This is a genomic window from Acidobacterium sp. S8, assembly GCF_009765985.1.
Lineage (GTDB): Bacteria > Acidobacteriota > Terriglobia > Terriglobales > Acidobacteriaceae > Alloacidobacterium.
The window spans coordinates 43281-66025 of sequence record NZ_LMUM01000006.1; the positions used below are offsets into that span (position 1 = coordinate 43281).

Consider the following 22745-nt stretch of genomic DNA (forward strand, 5'->3'; position numbering starts at 1 on the left):
AGGTAATTTTCGGCACCTCCGCTCGTTCCGCAAATCATTCAATCTAAATAGCTTGTGTGGATGATTACGTCTGCGAGGGCTTGACAAAGAAATACCCATCTTCGCATTTGCGAAGATGGGTATTTTGTCTTGCGGACTACTTCACCAGGTGCAGTGTTCGATTCCAGCGGGTCTGGTCGAAGAAGTGGATGACGATGTGGAAGATAAAGCCGACGCGGTCAGCCATCGAGGTCTTGTCGATCTGGTCTTCCGGGGTGACAAAGGACCAATAGACGAGGAGGGGACGACCGACGATGTTTTCGCGCGGCACGAAACCCCAGTAACGGCTGTCGAGGCTGACGGGACGGTTGTCGCCCATGGCGAAGTAGTGGCCATCGGGGACAACCAGATCATCGCCCTGGATATGGCTCGGCAGGTCCACGGACCATTCGGCGGTTACGTCCGCCGCCTGTGAAGGCGGAACCGCAGGAAAATCATCACGATAGGGGAAGTATCCATCTTCGCCCGGCTTGGCGGCCAGAGGCTCGACCTGGGGCTGCCCGTTGAGGTAGACGGTTCCGTTGCGCAGATGAATGCGATCTCCGGGGATACCGACGACACGCTTGACGAGGAAAATGTGATCGCCGTTCGGCTCGGCTACAGGCTTGTAGAAGACGATGATGTCGCCGCGACGAATATTGCGGTAATGCTCAAAGAAGGCCCATTTTGCCGGAGGAGCAAGGGTCATGCGATCGACGAGGACGTGATCGCCGATGAGCAGAGTCTTCTCCATGGAGGCAGAAGGTATCTCAAAATTCTGGAAGATGAAGGTGAGAGCGAAGAGGCCCAGCACAAGCACGCTGCAGATGGAGGCGATGAACTCGAGAGGTGTTTCCTCGTGGTGAGCTTGTTTATTTTCCGACTGTTTTTCGAGAATCTGTTCCATATTTTAGTCTTGCTGCGGTAATTATTCAGTCTGAAATCCGCTGAATTTTCCAGGGCTAAAGCCCTCTTTGTCTTGTCTTGCATTCACCGGGCTAAAGCCCGGTGCTTCTACCTGAAAACCTTTGATATTCAAGTCGCGGCCAGAAGCCGATCCAATCAAATCTCCAGCTGACCTTTCACCACACCACGCGGAACATGCGGTCCCAGCGGGCGAAATCTACGATGCTGTTTACAGGGTCCTTATCGTGTCCGAGTCTATCATCCGGCAGGTCGGGAACACTTGTGGTAGATGGCTGGCGCAGCGAGAAGTAGATGACGAAGGGACGGCCCACGATGTTCTGTTGTGGCACGAAGCCCCAATAGCGACTATCGCGGCTATGGTTGCGGTTGTCGCCCAGAGCGAAATAGCGGCCGGGCGGGACGATCAGGTCACCGTTCTGGATGTCGTGACGCATTTCCATCCACCAATGGGTGTCGACGCCGGGATCTGTATAGAGCGTGGTGGGGAACTGGTCGCGAAAGTTGTCAGCGTACGAGGTTTCGTAGGCGGCGTAGGGCTCGTTTAGCTGCTGAGCATTAAGAAAGACAACGCCATCGTGAAGATGGACCCGGTCGCCGGGAATGGCTACGACGCGCTTGACGACGTGATCGGTTGGATCGAGCGGGAAGTGGAAGACGACGATATCGCCGCGTTTCACTGGCTCATAGGGGAGCACCCGTTTCCAGACACCGGCGGGAGCATAGATCATCTTGTTGACGAGGAGGAAGTCGCCGACGAGGAGTGTGTGCTCCATGGATTCCGATGGGATGCGAAAGGGCTGCACGATAAAAGTGAGTACGAAGAGGGCAAAGATAATGACTGAAAGCAGCGAGCGAACGGTATCGAGCACCGTGGGGTAGACAACATGATGCCGGTGAGGCGCGGGTAAAGCTGCAGGACGAATAGCAGCATAGGCAGCCACCGTGGTCTCTGCGACCACGGCGGGAGGGCTGACGACCGGGGTGGCAAGCGTCGGCTGAGGTTCACTCACCGGCTGTCTCCTTGACTACGGCTACTATGGTGGCAGCGGTCAGCTTTTCCATAGCGCGGCGGGCAGCTTCCTGCTCGGCTTTTTTCTTGGTGGTGCCCATGCCGCGTGCCAGGGCTTTGCCGGCCGTGCCGTTGTCGGCGACGCGGACTTCGACGGTGAAGCGCTTGCGATGGTCGGGGCCGCTCTCGCCTTTCACAATATAGACGGGCTGGCTGCCTTTATTGGCCTGCAGATACTCCTGCAGAGCGGATTTGTGGTCGCCAATGCTGCGGCCTTCGAGCAGCTCTTTCTGGAGATCCATAACGGATGGCTCAAGGACTTCGCGTTCGACGAAGGCCCGGGCAATTTCCAAGCCGGCATCGAGGTAGAGCGCTGCGATGACCGCTTCAATACCGTTGGCGAGCAGGGCGGATTTTTTGCGTCCACCGCTGCGCTCCTCGCCCTTGCCAAGGAGCAGGTACTTGCCCAGCTTGAGCCGCGCACCGACCTGCCCAAGATGTTTGCGGCTGACGAGGGCGGAACGCAGGCGGGTAAGCTCGCCTTCGCTGAGCTCGGGAAAGCGCTTGAAGAGGGATTCGGCCACCAGGAGGCCGATGACGGCGTCGCCGAGGAATTCGAGCTGCTCGTTGTCTTCCGGGGGCGCCTCGTCACCGGCGATTTCGGAGAGATGGTGCTCATGGGCGAGCGAGCTGTGGGTGAGGGCCTGGACAAGCAGGTGCTCCCGCTCGAACTTATGCCCGAGCGCGCGCTCCAGCGGTTGAAATGCCGGTTGCCCCATTTCCAATGCAGCCCTCTTTTACTGTAGACGATTTATTGGACGCTATTCAAAGCATTGAGGCTTAGAGCGGGCGTTCTTTCTGCCGAAAGAATGATTTTGGCGGGTGGGCTGCCGGGGCTATGTTGTTGACCCAGCTTTTCGGGGGGGGAAGCTGTGCCAGTCTTTATCGATGGGGAGCAGGCGCGGGAGGCTGTTGCTGGGCCTCCGGTTTGCTGTCGTCGCCTCCGTCCTGGTCCTGCTGGGCATGGTGTGGTGGTTCGAAGGGCTGCTGGATTCCTTTTTCGGCGGCCGCTTTAGTATCGGGCTGGCCGTCGCGGACGGTGAGAGCGGTTTTGTATTCGGTAACAGCCTCATCGCGTTCCTCGCGGATATCGTGGATGCGGCCCAGATAGATGTGTGACCAGGCGAGAAGACGGGGGTCTTTGGAGAGGCGAATGGTCTCATTGAAGTTCTTTTCGGCGTCGTCCATGCGGCCCTGCATGACGCTGGTGAGGGCGAGGATGTAGTCGGCTCGGCCGGGATCGGGCGTGTGCTCTTTGAGCGCTGTTTCCGCGAGTTGCTGCGCTCCGGCGGTGTCACCCTGATGCAGCCGGGAGAGCGCGAGGTCGAGCCCATGCTGGGCGTGGGTAGCGTGCCGGATGACGTCAGAGGAGCCTTCTTCTGCGAAATGGATATCGCGGGCGCGATGAGTCTGCTGATCGACATCCATGCCATAAACCATGGGGCCGATGGCTTCCTTGAGACTGTCCGGTGTGTGCTCGAAATTGATGAGCTGGTCGTAGAAATATTGTGTGAGGACGAAGCCGGCCGTCATGCTCCTGGTAACGGAGTCCTGGCGCACAGCGGCGATGCGCTGCAATGAAGCGTTATGCTTCTGTGTCTCGCGTTCAAGGTCGGCGCGGCGCACATCGGCGGGAATTTTGTATTCGGCAATGCCGGTATCCATAGTGCGCGCTTCGATGGCGCGGATGAGGCATTCGATGACGAGCGAGACGATGTCGCTGCGGTATTGAAAGTCGAGAGGCGCGTCACGCACGGCTTTGAGGATGGGCAGCAGGCGGTCCATGGACGAGGCGTGCGAGTAGAGCAGCGGCTCGATCATGTAGTGCAGATACGTGTGGCGAGCTTCCTGCATGCTGATAGTGCCATTGACGGGCGAGGCTACGACTACGTAGTCCGTTCCATAGACACGGGCATTCGTTTCAACCGGCGAGAGCATGGGTTCGAGCACGACAAGAAAACGGCTGCCGGCATAGGTGCTAGTCGGCATTTTCAGATAGACGTTCGTGCTGACAATCATCTTGGTCAGCGGATCGTGCAGCTTTTCGACCTGCTCTTCGTAGGCGGTGTGGTTGGCGAGCCAGACGAGGTGCAGCTGGGTGGCGTCGACGAAGCTGTGCAGGATGGGGAGGATGTCGTCGACCTGAGTGGAGTCGGGCGGCATGTCGTCCTGATCGACACTGAGGGCCAGCTCCGGTGGAGGCGTGAGGTAGAGGGCGAGCGAGACATACTGCGCGAGGTCGCGGCTGGCGTCTTCTGATAGGCGATGCTGGTTGACATAGACGCAGAGCTTGTCGCGTGCTTCGCGTGCGGCTTCAGACTGCTGTGTGACCTGGTTGACCTGGTCGCGCACGCGCTGGCGCACGGGGTCGGAGTCGGCGAGGCCATTGTCATAGCCGCAGGCGTTGAGGGCCACGGCGATATCGAAGAGCGCTTCGCTGGTCTGCAGGCTTACGGTTGGGCCTGCTGGATCGACGAGCGCGGGCGGCTTTTCCCGGCGCGGCGGTTGCTGCGGCGTTGGCAGTTTAGCGGTCTGCTGGGCGATGGCCGGATGAGCGGCGACAATGCCGGAAAGTAACAGGGAAGCGAGGACGGTTGGCGAACAGGCACTGAGGCGCAGGTTAAGGCAGAACGACATTGGTTGGAAACTCTTTCAAAAGTCTATTGAACGGTAATCGCCATGGTCAATCGCCGCTGGGTGCGAGAGCGGATTGGTTTAGGGAATTGTGGCCCCAGCGCTTGCGGGATATCCAGTAGAAAAATGGCCCGGCGATGGCGATGAGCAGGCCAAAAAGAAGAGCCGGCATGTGCGCCATGCGCTCGTCGCGGGCTGCGTACATAACGTATCCGATGAGAATGGCTGGTGGAATGCCGAGTGTGCAGGCCATGAAGAGGTTGCCGGCGCGGAAGGGACGCGGCAAATCCGGCTCCTTGAAACGAAGAACGGCGAGGGCGACGAATTCGAGAATGAGGCTGCTGCCATAGAGGATGAGGTCTATGGAAATCAGTTCCTCAAAGCGGAAGCCGAGCGCCACGGCCCAGGCAATGCCACAAGCTATGATTGCTGCCCAGGGAACGCCGCGCTTGTTGCGTAACGTAAGCCATTGTGGAAGCATGCCGTCCTGAGCGAGCACCATGGGCAGGCGGGTATAGGAAAGCACCAGCGCGTTGAACATTCCGAGTCCATTAAAGGTTCCGCAGAGGACGATCGCCCAGCCCAAGATAGGGCCGCCGAGCATGCGCCCGGCGTCGGTCCATGAGCCGGTGGAGAATTGCTGGACTGAGATGCCGGCATACGCGAGAGCCGCGACGGGCAGGATGTAAGAGACGGCGACGACGATGGCAGTCGTGATCATGGCGAGCGGGTAAGTACGGGCTGGATTTTCTACTTCACCTGCGATGGTCGAGGCATTGTCCCAGCCCATGTAATTCCAGAGGGCGACAATGACGGCGGTGCTGATGCTGCCTCCGCTGAAGGAACCGGCGGCGTGGCTCCAATGTGAGCCATGCAGGAGGCCGAGGATGATGAGCACGACGAAGGGGGCCATCAGGAGCACGAAGAGGGTCACAGAGCCTTTACCTATGGCAGGCGCTCCACACAAATTCCAAAGACAACACGCAATCACCAAGGCCAGTTCCCACCAGACACTGCGGGGTCCCGCTGTCCACGCGGGAAAAAGCTTCCCGAGATAGAGCACGAAGATGGTCGGGTAGATGGCCATGTCGAAGATGCTGGCCGTAAGCGAGAGCCACGCTTCCTGATATCCCCAGAAAGGACCCAGAGCGCGGCGCACCCAGACGTAGAATCCGCCTTCGGCAGGAATAGCGGCGGAGAGTTCGCCCAGCATGAGCGTAGTGGGAAAACTCCACAGAAAAGGAAAGAGCAATAAGATCAGAAGCGCTTTACCGTAGCCAGCACCGCCGAGAATATCTTCAATTCCGTAGGGGCCGCCGGAAACCATGAAATACGTCGCGGCAATAAGAGGGACAAGGCGCATACGTCGCGCGCGCGATTTCGATTTCGATAATGCGGCTGTGGCGGTGACTTCGGGTTCCTCCGGCGAGATAAGAGGATACTCGAAACTCTAAAGGAAACCAGGAAAAATTTTGCAAGAAAATATGACGGCCTTTCGAGCATGCGAAAGGCCGTCAAAGGGTCGGTGCAGGTGATTGTCAGGAAGCCTTGCGTTGAGGCGTTCCGCTGCCGGAAAGGAAGCCGGGATATGCGCGGGATAGCTCGCCGTAGACTCGTACACGTTGTCCGGCGCCATCTTCTCCCCGAACCGGTTCCAACGCCTCATAGCGGACCCGGCCACCATTGCGATGCAGGCATTGCTCGGCGTCTGTGATTCTGCCGGCTGTATTCACGGAGACAATAGCGCCGCCTCCCCGCAGCGAGTTGACAATGGAAGTAGCATGGGTGGAAGCAACGCCCATTCCGGCGAAAGCGCCTTCGAAAGCTGAGCCGGAGTAGTCGTAATCATTGGTGTCAGGATAGGTCGCCAGATGGCCTTCGCCAGTACCAAAGTTCATGCTGCTGTCATTGGCGATGCCTTCACGCTTGCTGTCTTTCTTCGTGTCGCTACTGAACACATTTTTCAGCTTTTCCCACCAGCTATTTTCTTCGGGAGATTCGTGGAAGCCACCTGTGGCAGGCAATGGATTGGCTACTGGGGTCGTTCCGACAGTGCTGGAGGAACGATGGTGAGGAATGTCTGAACCGGGGATGGGACCGGGGCGGCCTGCGCCGCTGATGACGCTGCCGGAGCCGGTGGAAAGGCCGGACGGCGTAACCGCACGTGTATCGGATGCTGGACCTGAACCGACAGTATCCGAATCCATCGCGGTGTGGACGGCGCTGCTGCCGACTCCTCCTGTTTCTCCTGCACCCGCTGTTGTTCCAGTGGAGCTGCCGCTGCGAAATGCAGCGCCAATCTGACGGGCTTCAAAGCCTTCTGCGAGCAGATCGTCGATGGCCCGCTGGGCATCTGCTCCGTTGGAAAAGTACGCAATTACGACATCCTGCTGTGGTGTGGTGGAGCGTGTTTCGGGAACCATAAAACGAAACCTCCGCTTTCTGATGTAAGGCTCTACGAAGCGTCCTTATTAAATACGATGCCCGGTGATTTTGTTCGGGTATCCGCGAAAATAGAAAAGAATCCACCATTGAAATGGTTGTCTTATGTTGCGGTGCGCTTGCGGAGATAGGCGAGACTCGAGGCGGGCCATGCTAAACTACTGAAAGAAATTGCGGAGAGATGGCCGAGTGGCTGAAGGCGGCGGTTTGCTAAACCGTTATAGGGTCAAAAGCTCTATCGGGGGTTCGAATCCCCCTCTCTCCGCCAGATTCCTAAATCTAAATCACTTACAACCTATTGAATTGTTGAGGCACCAAAGACCGACAAGGGCTCTAGTGTCCCATTAGTGTCCGCTTGAGCTTGCCCTACCGCTGCGATGTGATTCTCTAGCTTTGTCATCGCGCTGCGGACATCTGCTGCGGCTGTCTTGATGTAGTAGGGTGCCGTTGTGCTTACGTTCGCATGACGAAGAATTCGTTGAATCACCATATCCGACACACCCAGATGGTAGAGATTGCTCCCAAGGCCATGCCTGGCTGCGTGCAAGCCATGCCACTCGGGAATGCGGTAGTCCCGCTTGTATTCGTGATCTGCCTTCTGATGAGCTGTCTGAGGGTTCCCGCAATGCCCGCAGCGGTTCAGTGGTGGGAAGATGAGCCGATTCGTTAGGCTGACGATGGCGAGTGGCTTTCCCTTCGCATTGGCAAAGATCGGGCCAGTTTGAGGATTACCGCAGCGAAGCCGATGCATTTCGAGCCCGCAGCATCCCCGGCAAATTCCCCGGTATTTCCGCTCGCCGCTTGCCGTGGAGAAAGATCTGGTACCTGGCAGATTCAACCTCGCCCAGTTGCGACAACACTGGGCGAGGTTGAGCCTTAATCTTCCATCTGCCTAGGGAATAACCGACTTCTAAAGCGTAACGTCGAACACGAAGCTCGAGGTAGATGCATCGCTCGGGAGGTTTTCGATTCCATCGACCTGGAAGGTGGAGCGCGATACTTCTTTCTCTTTGCCGCCAAAGTCGACTGCCCGTGCCCCAAAGGCGATGACCAGACCTGTGTCAGCTGAAGGGGCACTAGGCAATGACCAGGCAAATGGGATTGTAAAGGTGCAGGTTGCTGTGCCCGCACCCGTACGTCTGGCAAAGCCGTTGGCGGTTTCAAGTCCGCCTGCCACCAAGCCGGAATCCGTGTCGAGTTCGCCGCCAACAAACAACGCCGAGCAGTGATATAAAGTACCCGGCCTGAAGTTACTGGCGATCTTGATGTTAATCGTTACATTGACGGTACCAGTGTAGGACGGGGCGCTGGTGCTCGCAATGGGGGTTGCCTTGTTTTGCGTGCCGGTAGCGCTAATCATGCCGTGTTCGGCGTCGTAGCTAAAAGTCATGCCGGCGGGAGCCTGATTCGTCCGTGTGTGAGGCGGGGCGGGTATTGCGTTTTGGGCTTGCGCAGTAGTGAGCGATGCCGCACAGAGAGCGAGTGCGAATAACGTTGGGGGAAACCGCATTTTTAGACTCCGTTTCTCTAGGGGGATTTGGCCAGCCCGCTGCCAGCCAGAAAACGAGCGTTCCATACAGTCGGAAATTTAGCAATCATTTATCGGGCCAATTGCGATTCGAGATTGACTACATTGAAATGGCTTTCTGCAAAATCCGCGCGTCCTAAAGCTCCTCGGAATCTAAGTGGATTTACCTCAGTTCCTTCGAAACATCGGTCGATGGCATGCTTTGCAACGCCAAGGATACCCTCCCTGCTCCCTAACTACATCAGAAGATCATTCGGAAGTATCTGCGCCGCTGATCAACCCCTCAATCGTTTCCGGGTCACATCGGCGGCCTGGGGATGGTGCTGATGATCTGGGTTAGACATTGCCCGTCCATATTCGCCTCGATAGACTGGCGAGCCTTTCATAGGCTAGATCAGTGTGATATTTCATGGTCTCCAGCACAATCCGTTCATCGGTCGAGTTGGCCCATCTTGTGGGAGGCGGCCAAGCACAGATTCCGATGATGGATTTCATGTGCTCTCCGTCACCGCGAAACAAGGAGCGGCTTACGCGTCTTCTGCAGAGCCTTTGCATGGGAAAAGGATTCCTTTTGGAGTCGGGAAGGTCTTATCACTACTACGGTACGCGGATTTTTGCAGAAGTTGAATGGAGAGCTTTCCTAGGCAAATGTCTTCTGATGTCAGGTTGTGCCGATGAAAGGTACATCGGGCACCAACTGGTCAATGGATTTTGCGTGCTCCGGCTTTCATCAGGAAGGATCAAGAATCGAGTGCCGACTATAGTTGCGGAAATTTCTGCTGCGGAAAATTGACAACCAGTCTCCTGATCGAACCGTCGCCGTCCTTTAATTCCAGTGCGGGAAAGGTCGGGCGGTAGAGAAAAAGAGGCTCGAGGGGCGAGGACGAGAGCGACAGCAACCATTTCGAGTGTCCCGAGCGATGTCCTGTAACTGACGATTGAGGTCGCATTGGCTGCCCTCACGGGGGCCAGCACGACTGTAAGCGGTTGAAATCATGTAAGGACAGCGAGAGAAAGAGAATTGCTAAACCGTTCTAGGGTCAAAAGCTCTATCGGGGGTTCGAATCCCCCTCTCTCCGCCAGAAACAAGACTGAACCCAGACCTTGTGGACTCCCGCGTGATTTCTGCTGAACCCCTGTCGTTTTAGACCATCCGTTCTCGCAATATCGAATATTCGTACCCAGAATCCAAGAGCGAAATCGTCAGCTATTGGCCGGAGCGTCTCATGCCTTCGCTGATTACCTTCGTAACTGGCTAGCGGGAAAACTGGAATCATGGATCAGTGCATCTTTATGCGAAATGTTCCTATTCCGCAGAGACCGCGAATCAGACGTGAGAAATCACCTCCTACTTCAAGTTATTTGGCAGGCCTCTTGGACCCGCTGTTCTGTGGCGCTGGAAATCTTATCGATTTAAGTTTTTCGCGCATGAGTGATGTGGTGATTGTGCATGCCGGAGAGTCGGGAATGGATGGGCATTTTCGGGAGGCGCTCAGCGTGGCGCTGGAAGATCTGCTACGTCATCGCCGTGAATGCCCGAAGTGTTCGCAATTTTTTCAACCGCGAACCTGATTCGCGCGGTTACTTAGGGACATAGACCCCAATCGGTATTTTCTGACGACAGATTTCTTACCCCGCCAGAAAATGAGACAATCCTGCGCCATCGTTCATCGCGTACAAAAATTCTGGCATGAGCCATTCCATAATTGCGACGGGATCGGTGCGAGTGTGCCTATCGATAGCTTCTGCCTAAGAGCGGGCGGCCCAGAAGGCTTCGGGGATAGTCTCACAGGGCGGGGCGGACTGTACGGCCTGGGCGAGGCTCACGACCACGGCGTCGGGGCGAACCATGCTGAATCGCTCATGCAGTATGTCGCTGTCTTCGCTGGTTCCCCATAAACCAATGAGAATACGGTTGTCTGGGAGACGCTCGCGGATACGAGAAGTGAGCTCACGAGCGTGTACGAATGCAAATGGCGGGAGTGCTGAAATGCAGATCGTCGTAGAAGGTTCTTCTGCCAGGCGGTCAAGAACTTCCGGCGTAAGCGTCGAGGAATGGAGGACTATGGTCTTGTGTCCACGATGCTCCAGGAGCTGGGCGAGCATGGTGGCAGCAATTTCATCGGCCTGATCGCTTGAAGAAATGCAAACGACCGGGCAGATCTTGTGAGTATCGAGGCTGCCTTCTGATGCCTCCTCGGATGAGGTCTCAGACGAGGGCGAACGGTATGAGCTGAGTTCAGCGATTAATTCCGTTGCGCTCTGGAAGAGAAACGCGGTTCGGGATTCATCGAGAAAGCCCTTGTGACGATCTTGTTCGGCAAGGGCAAGCGCAGGGAGAACAACATCATCGTAGAGAGCGACGAGCTTGTGATCTTCAAGGAAGTGATCGGCAATGCGCCGGGCTTCGGTTTGATCCAACGCAAGGAGGCGCTCATAAAAATGTGCTTCCGGTGTAAGTTGGGCCTCGTCGCCCAGGAGAATGTGCAGGAAGGACATCTGTGGCACATAGCGCCCCATGACGATGAGGCAGACGGTGAGGGGGGTGGAGAGGATCAATCCTGGAATGCCCCATAGAAGCGTCCACACCATTGCGGTTGTTACTAGCGCGAGCGCTGATATGCCGGTATGGCTTCCGTATAACCAGGGCTCAATGAAGTTGCTTACAGCTATCTCCAGAACAACAAACAAGAGCAGTACAAAAAAGGGCGGCCACCAGCCGGGGAAGACGGCAAAGGCAAAGCCGATGGGAAGCGCTCCGCCGATAGCCATGCCCGCGTAGGGCACCATGCGAAGGAGGCCCAGTATGACTCCCCATAAAGTCGCGTTGGGAACGTGCAGCAGAAACAGGCCCACGCCGAAGACAAGTCCGTAGCTCGCGTTGATGAGCACGTTCATGAGCAGATATTTGCTGACGCGGCGGGCGGCATCATTCAGAGCCTGCGTCATAACATTCAGGCGACCCATGCCGGCAAGCAACAAAAGCCGGTTGCGCAGGTCTTCGCGCTTGATGAGCATATAAATGGTGAAGACAATGACCATTCCAAGCATGCCAAGCGGCTTGAGGATTGGTCTTAGCAGCTGTTGCGCATAAGCCCTGTTGCTGATGGGTGGTTGTACGAGAATGACGGGAGCGGGATTCGGATTCGTCTGCTCTTTCTGCCGTTCCAACTCGCGCTCACGACGCGTGAGCGACTTGCCTGATTCCGGCGTGGGAAGGGGCTGAGGCGCGGGTGTTCCGGAGAGATCCTGAGCCAAAATTTTGACTCCCCGAAGCGCATTGCCGAGCGGGCCCGTAGTGGGTGCGTGGATAGTAGCGAGTTTTTCGTCGATATTCTGTTGATAGCTGGGCAGATCGCTGGCCACATCGATCAATTGGCGCGCTACAACCCAACCAACTATAAGCAGGAATGAAGTAGCCAGTAATACGACCAGCACGACCGAGGGTACGCGCGGTACGCGCAGGCGCTCCAGCTGAATGACAGCAGGGGCCAGCAGGAAGTTAAGCGTGAGGGCCATCGCAAACGGGATGAATAAATCCCGAGCGAAATAAAGAGTCAGGAGAACCAGACCCAATACCAGAATCGGCTCGTTGCTGAGCCATCCTCGTCTGTTCTTACTGACACTGCCAGTGCTGAGATCGAAGCCGTTCAAATGCTGATGCCTTGCATGTAGATTGTTGGACCAGGTTGCGGCTGGAGTATAGCGCAACACTCGGTCAGATGCACGGTAAACGGATTTTGACTGGATGGAGAATTACGACGACCGGCTGGGCGTAAAAAAGGCTTCCTGGCGGAAGCCTTTTTCGCCGCGGAGTGTTACTTGCTTGCGGTTACGCTGTGACTTTGAGCAATCTGTTCAATCGCCTGTAAGTGCTGCGAGATAACTGTGGAACCCTGCTGCGTCGCTTGTTTCAAAGCAGGATTCTGAGTGGTTTGGGCCTCATCTTTAAAGTCGTTGAGGTCTTTCTTGTGATCTTTCACCATTGCCTGGATATAGGCTTCGTCAAACTGAGGGCCGGATAGAGCCTGGAGCTTTGTCATCAACTCCTTGTCCTTTTTCGAAGGTCCATCGGGCGGTTTTACGCCAAGCTGCTGAGCTATGGGCTTCATCTGTTCGCCAAGCTGGGTATGGTCCTGCACCATTTTTTGACCAAACTGCTTCACGTCTTCGCTTTGCGACTTTTGCTGAGCGAGCTGACCTAGTTGAATCTCGGCTTCGCCGCCTTCAAGAGCCTTCTTCACGAATGCTCGATCGGCCATGTTCTGCTGCATTCCATTCGCAGCTGGATTACCGGTCGCGTCGGCCTGGGACTGTTGCTGCATTTGAGTTTGAGGCGATTGCTGTTGTTGCATGCTGCCGCCACTGGCGCCCCCAGATGGAGCTTGCGCGAAAGCCGTCGCGCTTGCGAGCAGCATGGAAGCTGAGCCTAACAAGAGTTTGCTGCAGATTCGTTTCGAAATCATGGGAGATTTACCTTTCCTGAAAGATTTGGGAATTGCAGCGTTCATTCATTATCCCTATAGAGGAATGCTTTTCGGGATTGAGAAGTTGCCTGCAGGAGCTCGGGATGAACTGTGCGCCATCACACGCAGATATTGGGCCTCGCGATAACCTTATAATTTTCTGTTGTTTGCGCCGAAGGAAGCCTTTAAGCTTGCGACAATGATGCTTTCTCGAATTTCTTTGCTTGTTTTGGCTGCGGCATTTGCGCTTCCAGATTTCGCTCAACAACCGGCAGCTGCTACTGCCTCCGCGGCGCCGAGTGCTCCTCACGGCATGACACTGGACGATCTTTTTCGCTTCCAGGATGTGGGGGATCCGGAAGTTTCGCCTGATGGGAAATGGGTTGCCTATACGGTAAGCACTATCGATACGACTGCCGACAAGCGCCTGACGGATATCTGGATGGTGAACTGGGATGGCTCGCAGGATATTCGACTGACCTATGCCGATGCGGAGTCATCGAGCACTCCGCGATGGAGTCCGGATGGGAAATATATTTCCTTTACATCAGGGCGACCGGGTAAGACCAAAGGCTCGCAGGTGTGGGTTCTGGACCGACGTGGTGGCGAGGCCCGCCAGCTTACCGATGTGAAGAATCATCTGTCGTTCTATGCATGGTCTCCTGATGCGAAAAAGTTGTTACTGAGCATTGCAGAAGACAAAGACGCTGAAGCAAAGGAAAAGGATAAGGACAAGGAGAAAGAAAAACCGAAGCCGATCGTGATCGATCGCTACCACTTCAAACAGGATATCGAGGGCTATATTTCGTCGGAGACGACGCCGACGCTGCTCTACCTGTTCGATGTGGAGACGCACAAGCTGGAAAAGCTGACGACAGATACGAAATACAACGAAGAGAATCCCACCTGGTCGCCTGATGGGACGCAGATCGCGTATGTGAGCAATCATAATGTCGATCCGGATCGGACGACGAATACGGATGTATTTGTCGTCGACGCCAAACTGAACAGCGCACCGAGGAAGCTGACAACCTTCAACGGGCCGGATGGCGGCCACATGGCGTGGAGTCCGGACAGCAAGCTGATTGCGTATCTGCACGGCAGCGAGCCGAAATATCTGGAATATAACCAGAGCCAGTTGGCGGTGGTTCCGGCAGCAGGCGGAGAGCCGCGGGTACTGACGGCGAAGCTGGATCGAGCGGTCTCGTCGCCGATTTTTGCGGCGGATGGGCAATCTGTAACTGTATTAGTTACGGATGACAGGTCGGAATATCCGGCAGCAGTTTCCTTGAGCGACGGCACGGTGAAGCGATTAGTAGACACGCCTGGTACCGTGATGCGGCAGGATGCCGCTGCCGGCCATACCGCAATGGTGTGGACGACTGATACAGCACCGGGCGAGGTGTATGCCTTCGATGATGGAAAGCTGCGTAAGCTGACAACGCACAACGATGCGTTGCTGGCTCAGCTGAAGCTGGGTGAGACTCGCGATTTGCAGGCAAAAACCAAAGATGGCGCAGATGTGCATGCGTTGCTGACGTTGCCGGTGGGCTACCAGGCTGGGCAAAAGTTTCCAATGCTGTTACGGATTCATGGTGGCCCGGATGCGCAGGACGCACATGCATTTGTAACGGAGCGGCAGCTTTTTGCCGCGCGTGGATATGCCGTACTGAATGTGAACTACCGTGGCAGCGCCGGACGCAGCGCAGCTTACCAGCAGATTATTTTTGCGGACTGGGGCGATAAGGAAGTCATCGACCTGCTGGCGTGCGTCGACGAGGCGGTAAAAGAAGGCGTAGCTGATCCGGACCGGCTGGGTGTCGGCGGCTGGAGTTACGGCGGCATCTCTACGGACTACACGATTGCCAGCACCAATCGCTTCAAGGCAGCGATCAGCGGTGCGGGCATGGGTAATCCGCTGGGATTCTATGGAGTGGATCAGTACATCGTTCAATACGATCAGGAACTCGGTCCACCGTGGAAGGCTCTCGATACCTACTTGAAGCTGGGCTATCCGCTGCTGCATGCGGACCGGATTCATACGCCTACGCTTTTCATGGGAGGCGATAAGGACTTCAATGTACCTCTGGTTGGTGGTGAGCAGATGTACCAGGCACTTCGCAGCTTAAATGTGCCTACTGAGCTGGTGGTGTATCCGGGACAGTTTCATGGATTCACGCGGCCCAGCTTTATTCGTGACCGGTATCAAAGATATTTTGCCTGGTATGACAAGTACCTGATGCCTGCGAGTGGTACCAAGAAGTAATTCTGATCTCGGATTCTGGATCCCATCCTTTCGCAAAATGCGCGAAAGGATGGGGCACTCCATTGCATGCTCGTCGACGCAGAGAAGCGTATCTTCGCTCCCGCGCAGGGACGACAACTTTGTAAGTTGTGGCTGCTGCGGGAAACAGCATGGAGATGCTACCCTCAAGGGTGATCTCCGACATGCAGGAAAATTCTCAAAACACACAGATTGTGACGGAAACGCTTGTGCCGGGAACACGCTTTGTGCGCGCGTGTTTGCGTAAGCCGGTGGACCGGACACCCGTATGGTTTTTGCGTCAGGCTGGACGCTATATGCCGGAGTATCAGGCGGTGCGGAAGCATCATTCTTTACTCGAAATTTGTAAGAAGCCGGAACTGGCGGCAGAGGTGACGATCACCGCGGCAGAAAAGCTGGACGTAGATGCGGCGATAATTTTTGCCGATCTGCTGTTGCCTTTTACGCCGATGGGGCTTGATTTTGAGTTTCAGGCGGGCGAGGGTCCGGTGGTCCACAAGCCGGTACGTACGCCAGAAGACGTGGCGCGACTGCGCACGGATCGAGCTTCTGAACTGGGGTACGTGGCCGAGGCTATTTCGAAAGTGGTATCGCATTTCAAGGATCGCATCGGCATCATCGGATTCTGCGGCGCCCCATTTACGCTCGCGAGCTACATGATCGAAGGCGGCAGCTCGCGTAATTATGTGGCAACAAAGACGATGATGTATCGCCAGCCGGATGCGTGGCGGCTGTTGCTGGAGAAGCTCGTTACCGTGCTGCGCGAATATGCGCGGCAGCAGGTAGAAGCCGGCGCGGATGTGATCCAGATATTCGACAGCTGGGTGGGTGTGCTGAGCGTTGAGGATTATCGCGACTTCGTGCTGCCGATTACGAAGACGCTGATCCGTGAGGTGCAGTCGCTGGGCGTGCCGGTGATTTACTTCGGTGTGGAGACGGCGAGTCTTCTGCTCGCGATGCGCGAGACGGGGGCAGATGTTCTGGGGCTGGACTGGCGAACGCCGCTTGGAGAAACGTGGAAGTCGCTTGATTACTCCTGCGCGGTGCAGGGCAATCTCGATCCGATTACGCTGTTTGCCGAGCCAGAGTTGATTCGGGAACGGGTGGAGCAGATCCTTACCCAGGCCGGTGGACGTGCGGGGCATATCTTCAACCTGGGGCATGGCATTGTGCCCGGCACACCGGTCGAGAACGTGCAGCACGTGGTGCGGTTTGTACGGGAGCTATCGGCTGGGGTGAAGCGTGGCTGAACGGCTGGCAGTGCTTCTGCTGGCGCATGGCACGCCGGATGCGCTGGATGAGATTCCTGCCTACCTGAGCAATGTGACAGGCGGGCGGGCGATGCCGGATGCGGTGATCGAGGAGATACGGCACCGGTATTCGCTGATCGGGACGAGTCCGCTGACGCGATTGACGCTGGAGCAGGGGCGGCTCCTGGGTGCGGAGCTGGATGTTCCGGTTTACGTGGGCATGCGCAACTGGAAGCCTTACATCAAGGACACGGTGGAGCAGATGATTGGGGACGGTATCACTGCCGTCGTAGTGATCTGCATGGCTCCGCAGAACTCGCGTACCAGCGTTGGCCTATATAAGCGCGCGGTGCTGGCGGCTGCGGGTGAGCGGCTGCGGATCGACTTCGTGGAAGGATGGGCGGATCATCCGCTGCTGGCGAAGGCATTTGCCGAGAAGCTGCGGCCTTTGTGGCAAAGTCTTTCGGGCGAAGTGGGTTCTTCGGTTCCAGTGCTGTTTACTGCACATAGCGTTCCTTGCCGAACGATTCAGACGGCGCTTGCGAGCGATGGAGCGCCGGCGCAGAATCCGGATCCTTACGCAGTGGATGCGAAGCACACGGCCGAGACAGTAGCCGACTGCGGTCCCGGGTTGAAGGAGTGGTATTTCGCCTTCCAGAGTCAGGGGATGTCAGGCGGTCCGTGGATTGGGCCGACGGTAGAAGAGACACTCAGGGCATTGCATGAGGAAGGACACAAGGTGGTGCTCATCGATCCGATTGGGTTCCTGTGTGACCATGTGGAGATTCTCTATGACATTGATATCGCCTTCCGCGAGTACGGCAGGAATCTTGGACTTCGCGTCGAGAGGCCGCAGTCGCTCAACGCTTCACCAGTGCTGATTGCGGCGCTCGCCGATATCGCGCGGCGCGGCCTGGCGCGGCTTTCGCAGCCATGAAGGTGGCTGTGATCGGCGGCGGCATAGCCGGTGTCTCGGCGGCATACGAGCTGGCTCGCGCGGGTGTTGACTTTACGCTGTATGAGGCTTCGCATCGGCTGGGCGGGATTATCGAGACGGTGCGGCGCGATGGCTTCGTGATTGAGTGCGGTCCTGATTCGTGGGTGACCGAGAAGCCCTGGGCGCGTGAACTGGCTGTTGAGCTGGGGCTGGAGAGCGAGATCATTCCGTCGAATGACCAGCAGCGTCGGACCTACATTGTGCAAAGCGGGGAAATGGTAGCGATGCCGGATGGTATGCGCATGATGGTTCCTACGCAATGGGAGCCGCTGCTCAGCTCGCCCTTGTTCAGTGCTGAAGCGAAGCGGGATTATTTGCGCGAGCCGGATCAGGCTGACGAGTTGAAGGCTGCTGTTCCAGAAAGCGACGAGTCAGTAGCGAGCTTTGTTCGGCGGCACTTTGGCGACGAGGTCGCTGCCACGATTGCCGCTCCTTTGCTCTCCGGGGTCTTTGGCGGGAGCGTGGAGCGGCTGAGCGTGCGCGCTGTGATGCCTGCGTTTGTGAAGATGGAGCGCGAACAAGGAAGCCTGATCCAAGCCATGAGAAAGGTGGCGCAGGAATCAAGCGCGGCGGTTTTTACTACGCTCAAATCGGGTTTAGGGACGCTGGTCGATTGCATGGTTGCGACGCTGCCTGCTGCGTCGGTAAGATTGGGCGATGCTGTCGCGGGAATCGCTCGCAGTGGCAAAAATTGGCAGATTTCCGCCTCTTCCGGAGCTACTGAGTTCGATGCGGTGCTGGTTGCTACCCCGGCGGATGTGACGCGCGGGCTGCTTGCGCCGCTCGATGCTGGCTGCGATGAGTTGCTGGCGATGGAGGCTTCTTCGGCGATTGTGGTCGCGCTGGCCTTTGCGCCGGAGGCTGCGGCAACGCTGCGGATTCCGCATGGATTTGGGTTTCTTGTGCCGCAGAGTTTTGAACGCGAGGCTGAGCCGCAGCTGCTGGCTTGTACTTTTGTCGATCAGAAATTTGCGCATCGTGCTCCGCGTGATGGGGTACTGTTGCGGGCATTTTTCGGCGGCGAAGCCGCTCCGCGTTTACTGGATTCGCCGGATGATGGGTTGGTCGAGCTGGCGCGGCAGCAGCTCTCCGCATTGCTGGGATCTTTGCCGGAGGCTTCGTTTTCCGTCGTACGGCGTTGGCCGCGTTCCTTGCCTCAGTATGCCGTGGGACATCTGGAGCGGATGGCTCGGCTGGAAGAGCGGCTGCGGGGCCTGCCGGGGCTCAAATTGATTGGGAATGCCTATTACGGAGTTGGACTTCCGGACCTGATTCGGCAGGGGCGTGCGGCTGTACGCGGGTTGGTATTCCCCTCCCTCCTTTCTCGATGAATGGAATGCAACATACCCGTCAATCGGTACCTATGCAACCCTTGCACTAAATCGTTTTATCAATTAAAAAAGAATGCGCACATGAATCGCATGCTCAACGTTCTCTTTCTGCTCGCCGCCCTCGGCGCCGCTCCAGCGCAAACAACCAACGGCAATGGAGCCTTTGCCACCGGACACTACCGCAACCTCTTCGCCGAAGCCGGCCACTCTAAAAAACAAATCCAGACCAAGATCGACGCCGCCTACCAGCAGCTCTTCCACGGCGACTCGCAAACCCAATCCGTCTACTTCGCCACCGGCAAAAACGCGAACGGCCCGCTCGCCTACATCACCGACTGGAACAACCACGATGTCCGCACCGAAGGCATGTCCTACGGCATGATGATCTCGGTCCAGCTCAACCACAAAGCGGAATTCGACGCGCTCTGGAACTGGGCCAAGACCTACATGTACATCAGCGACCCCAAACATCCGTCCTACGGATACTTCTCCTGGTCCTCGAAAACCGACGGCACCCCCAACGAAGAAACTCCCGCCCCTGACGGCGAAGAATACTTTGTCATGTCGCTTTACTTCGCATCCGCGAGATGGGGCAACGGCAGCGGCATCTACAACTACAAGCAGCAGGCCGACCAGCTTCTCACCAACATGCGTCACCGCGAAATCATCAGCGGGCCCACAAAATTCGGCTCGCGCACCGTCGGCCCCGAAACCGAAGAAACCCACAAGATGGTCCGCTTTGTCCCCGGCGTCGAGCGCGGCAACTTCACAGATCCCTCCTACCACCTGCCAGCCTTCTACGAACTCTGGGCACGCTGGGGTCCGCCGGCGGACCGCCAGTTTTGGGCCGAAGCCGCCGAAGCCAGCCGCAAGTTCTTCGCCCAGACCACCAACCTCGAAACCGGTCTCGCGCCTGACTACGCGAATTTCGACGGAACGCCCATGCAGACTCGCTTCCCGCAATCCGCCATCTTCGGCTACGACGCCTTTCGCGTAGCCAGCAACTGGTCTGTCGACTGGTCATGGTGGCAGAAAGCCCCCGAAGAACAGACCCTCAGCGACCGCATCCAGAATTTTTTCCTCTCTCAGGGCATCGACACCTATGGCGATCAGTACACCCTCGACGGCAAAGAACTTGAGAAGACACATGCACCTGGACTCGTCGCCACTAACGCCGTCGCCAGCCTCGCCGCCACCGGCCCACAGGCAAAGCAATTCGTAGACGCCCTATGGAACGCGCCGATCCCTTCCGGCCAGTTCCGCTACTACGACGGCATGCTCTACCTCATGAGCCTCATGCACGTCAGCGGCAACTTCCGCATCTGGACGCCGAAGCAATAGAGCAGTTTGCCATTCTGAGATGTATCGAATCGCATGAACGGATGCCCCAGGTTCGCGAAGCTAGCCTAGGTGCTTTCCACCCCATGTCATCACAAAATCGGGTGCCGCATCTTTCGCGCACTTTGTGAAAGGGTGGGAAAGAATATCAACACCCTGTACTCATCAAATCCAGAACCCTACTCAATCGGCTCGTTTCCCGCATGTACCGCCGACTCCTTCGGACGATCCTTAACCCCGACTCCCGGTACCACCCAAACCACAGTCACTAGCGCATTGATCGCCAGCGAGAGCCATGGCTTATAAAACGCCACCGCAATCGATATCAGATAAATCGCGTGGCTCACGCCATGCTTCCACAGCTCTGACTCGTCGCTCCGCCGCAGCGACCCGGCATACCATTGCCGCCGCATCACCGCCCACCGCAGCGCAAAGAAGGCAGCCCCCGCCGTCAGCATCGTCAGGTCATAGAGCAATGTGGTAAAGGAATCGAAGTTTTTCTCATCCAGGTAGTCCACAAAGAAAGGAATCAGCGAAAGCACAAAGAGAAACGCCAGATTCGACCACAGCACTAGGTAATCGATGCTTTCAGCCCTGTGTACCAGCTCATGATGATTGATCCAGTAAATCCCCACCATGAGAAAACTCAACAGGTAAATCGCCAGCCGCGGCGCAATCGACCACAAGCCTGCCCAGCCGTTCTCATGCGGAACATGCAGCTCCAGCACCATGATCGTGATGATCACGGCAATCACGCCATCGGAAAAAGCCTCCAGCCGCGAAGACGTCATCTGAGAATTGGATTCGCCCCCAGCCATCTCAACGTTCTAGCAGTAATCAAAGAGAAGCGCCACAAACTAGGTACGTGCGAAAAGGCTCACTTTAAAAGCAGCGTAGCCGAATGCCGAGTGGGACTGACAAACATTCATCGACTAGAGGTTCAGAAACACTGGCATTTAGCCCGGTGAGTAGCAACGCGAAAAAGGCTTCGGCCCGTGGCAGACCGCGCCCCAAAAGAAAATCAAAAAATACTTGCAATGTACTAGTCAACTAGTACATTATGTATCCGGATGAAAGCAGCCACCCAACCCGAAGCCTTCGCCTTCCGCTTCGATCCCCACAGCGGAGTGCCCGTCTTCCGCCAGATCATCGATCAGGTGCAGGCCGGCATCGCCGCCGGTACGTTGCAATATGGCGATCAGCTTCCCACCGTGCGTCAGACCGCCGTCGACCTTGCCATCAACCCCAACACCGTCCTGCGCGCCTACCGCGAGATGGAAATCCGTGGCATCGTCGACACGCAGCAGGGCACCGGGACCTTCATCGCCAGCAGAAAGATCGAGCAGTCCAAAGCCGAGCGCGAGCGCGCACTCGCGCAGCTCACCAGCGAGTTCGTCTCCCGCGCCGGAGCCGGCGGCTTTACCCTGCAGGACCTGATGGACGCTCTGCGTGAATTTCAATCAGAAGCCGGACGAAAGAGGAAATAGTCATGAGAAGATTTGGTCACTTCAGCACCGTCGGTTTTGCAGTCTTCGCCATTTCGCTCGTTGCCGGAGCCGTCGCTACCGCGCTCACCAGTCACGCGACCTTTTTCTTCGCGGGCCTCGTCATCGGCACCTATTTTCTATACGCGATCAAGGTCGTTAACCAGTGGGAGCGCGTAGCCGTGCTGCGCTTCGGTCGCTACAAAGGACTGCGTGGCCCCGGTGTCTTCCTTATCATCCCCGTCATCGATTCGCTTAGCCGCTACGTCGATCAGCGCATCCGCCTGGCCACCGTCAACGCCGAATCCACCCTCACGCGCGACACTGTCCCCGTCGACGTGGACGCCATCGTCTTCTGGCTTGTATGGAACGCGGAAAAATCCATCCTCGAAGTCGAAGACTTCGTCGAAGCCATCACCCTCAGCGCGCATACCGCGCTGCGCGAATCCATCGGACGCCACCAGCTCGCACAGATGATCACCGACCGCGAATCGCTCGGCGCCGAGTTGCAGAAAATTCTCGACGCAAAGACCACAGCTTGGGGCATCACCGTGCAGTCCGTAGAAATCCGCGACGTGCGCATCCCCACCGGCCTGCAGAACGCCATGTCGCAGCAGGCACAGGCGGAACGCGAGCGCCAGGCGCGCGTCATCCTGGGCGAAGCCGAAGTGCAGGTCTCCGAGCAGTTCGCGCAAGCCGCACTCGCCTATGCCGACAACCCCGTCGCCCTGCATCTCCGCGCCATGAATATGCTCTACGAGGCCATTCGCGACAAAGGCTCAACTGTCATCGTGCCGTCGTCTGCCGTAGAAACCATGGGCCTCGGCGGAATGCTGGGAGTGACATCGATCGCAAAGCAACAGTAAGACAGGAGCAACCTTCAACGAGCAACAAGGTGGAAGCACCGGGCTTCAGCCCGGTGAGTACGACACGAAAACGAATGGGCTCTCGCCCTGACTCACCATCCGCGGTGAAAG

The 22745-nt window shown here is 56.9% G+C and carries 18 protein-coding genes and 1 tRNA gene; 8 read left to right on the forward strand and 11 right to left on the reverse strand.

The window, feature by feature from the left end:
* Nucleotides 1-136 precede the first annotated feature (136 nt).
* The 6 genes from lepB (GSQ86_RS01970) to GSQ86_RS01995 all read right to left on the reverse strand — a co-directional run bounded on the left by lepB (GSQ86_RS01970) (nt 137) and on the right by GSQ86_RS01995 (nt 7071).
* On the reverse strand, nt 137-925 hold the full coding sequence (gene lepB / locus GSQ86_RS01970; RefSeq protein WP_158748284.1) for a signal peptidase I: 789 nt from the start codon (nt 923-925) through the stop codon (nt 137-139).
* Between the two features lie 175 nt (nt 926-1100).
* Nucleotides 1101-1955 (reverse strand): signal peptidase I, encoded by an 855-nt coding sequence (gene lepB, locus GSQ86_RS01975; RefSeq protein WP_158748285.1) that lies wholly within the window; start codon nt 1953-1955, stop codon nt 1101-1103.
* Nucleotides 1948-2733 (reverse strand): ribonuclease III, encoded by a 786-nt coding sequence (gene rnc / locus GSQ86_RS01980; protein ID WP_158748286.1) that lies wholly within the window; start codon nt 2731-2733, stop codon nt 1948-1950. The genes lepB (GSQ86_RS01975) and rnc overlap by 8 nt, the downstream gene beginning before the upstream one ends.
* Before the next feature lie 163 nt (nt 2734-2896).
* Nucleotides 2897-4651 carry a tetratricopeptide repeat protein gene (locus tag GSQ86_RS01985; RefSeq protein ID WP_158748287.1) on the reverse strand — a complete coding sequence of 585 codons (1755 nt, stop codon included), beginning with the start codon at nt 4649-4651 and terminating at the stop codon, nt 2897-2899.
* Between the two features lie 46 nt (nt 4652-4697).
* Nucleotides 4698-6011: an APC family permease gene (locus GSQ86_RS01990; protein ID WP_158748288.1), complete on the reverse strand. Its 1314-nt coding sequence runs from the start codon at nt 6009-6011 to the stop codon at nt 4698-4700.
* Between the two features lie 175 nt (nt 6012-6186).
* Complete coding sequence (locus tag GSQ86_RS01995) at nt 6187-7071, reverse strand: hypothetical protein (protein WP_158748289.1); 885 nt, start codon at nt 7069-7071, stop codon at nt 6187-6189.
* 194 nt (nt 7072-7265) lie between these two features.
* Between GSQ86_RS01995 and GSQ86_RS02000 the strand changes: the two genes are divergently transcribed.
* Nucleotides 7266-7358: transfer RNA gene (locus tag GSQ86_RS02000), tRNA-Ser, on the forward strand.
* Nucleotides 7359-7385: 27 nt separating this feature from the next.
* Here GSQ86_RS02000 and GSQ86_RS02005 read toward each other — a convergent pair.
* The 4 genes from GSQ86_RS02005 to GSQ86_RS02020 all read right to left on the reverse strand — a co-directional run bounded on the left by GSQ86_RS02005 (nt 7386) and on the right by GSQ86_RS02020 (nt 13084).
* Complete coding sequence (locus tag GSQ86_RS02005) at nt 7386-7841, reverse strand: tyrosine-type recombinase/integrase (protein ID WP_158748290.1); 456 nt, start codon at nt 7839-7841, stop codon at nt 7386-7388.
* 159 nt (nt 7842-8000) lie between these two features.
* A complete protein-coding gene (locus GSQ86_RS02010; protein ID WP_158748291.1) occupies nt 8001-8600 on the reverse strand; it encodes a hypothetical protein in 600 nt (199 codons plus the stop codon).
* Between the two features lie 1767 nt (nt 8601-10367).
* Complete coding sequence (locus GSQ86_RS02015; RefSeq protein ID WP_254062078.1) at nt 10368-12332, reverse strand: AI-2E family transporter; 1965 nt, start codon at nt 12330-12332, stop codon at nt 10368-10370.
* 104 nt (nt 12333-12436) lie between these two features.
* Nucleotides 12437-13084: a DUF4142 domain-containing protein gene (locus GSQ86_RS02020; protein WP_158748292.1), complete on the reverse strand. Its 648-nt coding sequence runs from the start codon at nt 13082-13084 to the stop codon at nt 12437-12439.
* A 199-nt stretch (nt 13085-13283) separates the two neighbouring features.
* Between GSQ86_RS02020 and GSQ86_RS02025 the strand changes: the two genes are divergently transcribed.
* The 5 genes from GSQ86_RS02025 to GSQ86_RS02045 all read left to right on the forward strand — a co-directional run bounded on the left by GSQ86_RS02025 (nt 13284) and on the right by GSQ86_RS02045 (nt 20287).
* A complete protein-coding gene (locus tag GSQ86_RS02025; protein ID WP_254062079.1) occupies nt 13284-15350 on the forward strand; it encodes a S9 family peptidase in 2067 nt (688 codons plus the stop codon).
* 182 nt (nt 15351-15532) lie between these two features.
* Nucleotides 15533-16618, forward strand: a complete 1086-nt coding sequence (gene hemE, locus GSQ86_RS02030; protein ID WP_158748316.1) for a uroporphyrinogen decarboxylase — start codon at nt 15533-15535, stop codon at nt 16616-16618.
* Complete coding sequence (gene hemH / locus GSQ86_RS02035) at nt 16611-17555, forward strand: ferrochelatase (protein ID WP_158748293.1); 945 nt, start codon at nt 16611-16613, stop codon at nt 17553-17555. Before hemE ends, hemH begins: the two co-directional genes overlap by 8 nt.
* Nucleotides 17552-18946, forward strand: coding sequence for a protoporphyrinogen oxidase (hemG, locus tag GSQ86_RS02040; protein WP_158748294.1), 1395 nt, complete (start codon nt 17552-17554; stop codon nt 18944-18946). The genes hemH and hemG overlap by 4 nt, the downstream gene beginning before the upstream one ends.
* Before the next feature lie 81 nt (nt 18947-19027).
* Entirely contained in the window at nt 19028-20287 is a 1260-nt protein-coding gene (locus GSQ86_RS02045) for a glycosyl hydrolase family 8 (RefSeq protein ID WP_216840972.1), read from the forward strand.
* A 176-nt stretch (nt 20288-20463) separates the two neighbouring features.
* Here the strand turns inward: GSQ86_RS02045 and GSQ86_RS02050 are convergent, their stop codons facing one another.
* Nucleotides 20464-21075, reverse strand: a complete 612-nt coding sequence (locus GSQ86_RS02050; RefSeq protein ID WP_158748295.1) for a TMEM175 family protein — start codon at nt 21073-21075, stop codon at nt 20464-20466.
* Between the two features lie 279 nt (nt 21076-21354).
* Here GSQ86_RS02050 and GSQ86_RS02055 point away from each other — a divergent pair, with 279 nt between their 5' ends.
* Together GSQ86_RS02055 and GSQ86_RS02060 are read left to right on the forward strand one after the other, a co-directional pair.
* A complete protein-coding gene (locus GSQ86_RS02055) occupies nt 21355-21771 on the forward strand; it encodes a GntR family transcriptional regulator (protein WP_158748296.1) in 417 nt (138 codons plus the stop codon).
* A gap of 2 nt (nt 21772-21773) precedes the next feature.
* Complete coding sequence (locus tag GSQ86_RS02060; RefSeq protein WP_158748297.1) at nt 21774-22634, forward strand: slipin family protein; 861 nt, start codon at nt 21774-21776, stop codon at nt 22632-22634.
* The last annotated feature ends 111 nt before the right edge of the window (nt 22635-22745 follow it).

Excerpts from the sequence above, each read along its gene's own strand:
- lepB (WP_158748284.1), bottom strand. The coding sequence starts at position 925 with ATGGAACAGATTCTCGAAAAACAGTCGGAAAATAAACAAGCTCACCAC.
- rnc (WP_158748286.1), bottom strand. The coding sequence starts at position 2,733 with ATGGGGCAACCGGCATTTCAACCGCTGGAGCGCGCGCTCGGGCATAAG.
- GSQ86_RS01985 (WP_158748287.1), bottom strand. The coding sequence starts at position 4,651 with ATGTCGTTCTGCCTTAACCTGCGCCTCAGTGCCTGTTCGCCAACCGTC.
- GSQ86_RS01990 (WP_158748288.1), bottom strand. The coding sequence starts at position 6,011 with ATGCGCCTTGTCCCTCTTATTGCCGCGACGTATTTCATGGTTTCCGGC.
- GSQ86_RS01995 (WP_158748289.1), bottom strand. The coding sequence starts at position 7,071 with ATGGTTCCCGAAACACGCTCCACCACACCACAGCAGGATGTCGTAATT.
- GSQ86_RS02005 (WP_158748290.1), bottom strand. The coding sequence starts at position 7,841 with ATGCATCGGCTTCGCTGCGGTAATCCTCAAACTGGCCCGATCTTTGCC.
- GSQ86_RS02010 (WP_158748291.1), bottom strand. The coding sequence starts at position 8,600 with ATGCGGTTTCCCCCAACGTTATTCGCACTCGCTCTCTGTGCGGCATCG.
- GSQ86_RS02020 (WP_158748292.1), bottom strand. The coding sequence starts at position 13,084 with ATGATTTCGAAACGAATCTGCAGCAAACTCTTGTTAGGCTCAGCTTCC.
- GSQ86_RS02025 (WP_254062079.1), top strand. The coding sequence starts at position 13,284 with ATGATGCTTTCTCGAATTTCTTTGCTTGTTTTGGCTGCGGCATTTGCG.
- hemE (WP_158748316.1), top strand. The coding sequence starts at position 15,533 with ATGCAGGAAAATTCTCAAAACACACAGATTGTGACGGAAACGCTTGTG.
- hemG (WP_158748294.1), top strand. The coding sequence starts at position 17,552 with ATGAAGGTGGCTGTGATCGGCGGCGGCATAGCCGGTGTCTCGGCGGCA.
- GSQ86_RS02045 (WP_216840972.1), top strand. The coding sequence starts at position 19,028 with ATGAATCGCATGCTCAACGTTCTCTTTCTGCTCGCCGCCCTCGGCGCC.
- GSQ86_RS02050 (WP_158748295.1), bottom strand. The coding sequence starts at position 21,075 with ATGACGTCTTCGCGGCTGGAGGCTTTTTCCGATGGCGTGATTGCCGTG.
- GSQ86_RS02055 (WP_158748296.1), top strand. The coding sequence starts at position 21,355 with ATGAAAGCAGCCACCCAACCCGAAGCCTTCGCCTTCCGCTTCGATCCC.
- GSQ86_RS02060 (WP_158748297.1), top strand. The coding sequence starts at position 21,774 with ATGAGAAGATTTGGTCACTTCAGCACCGTCGGTTTTGCAGTCTTCGCC.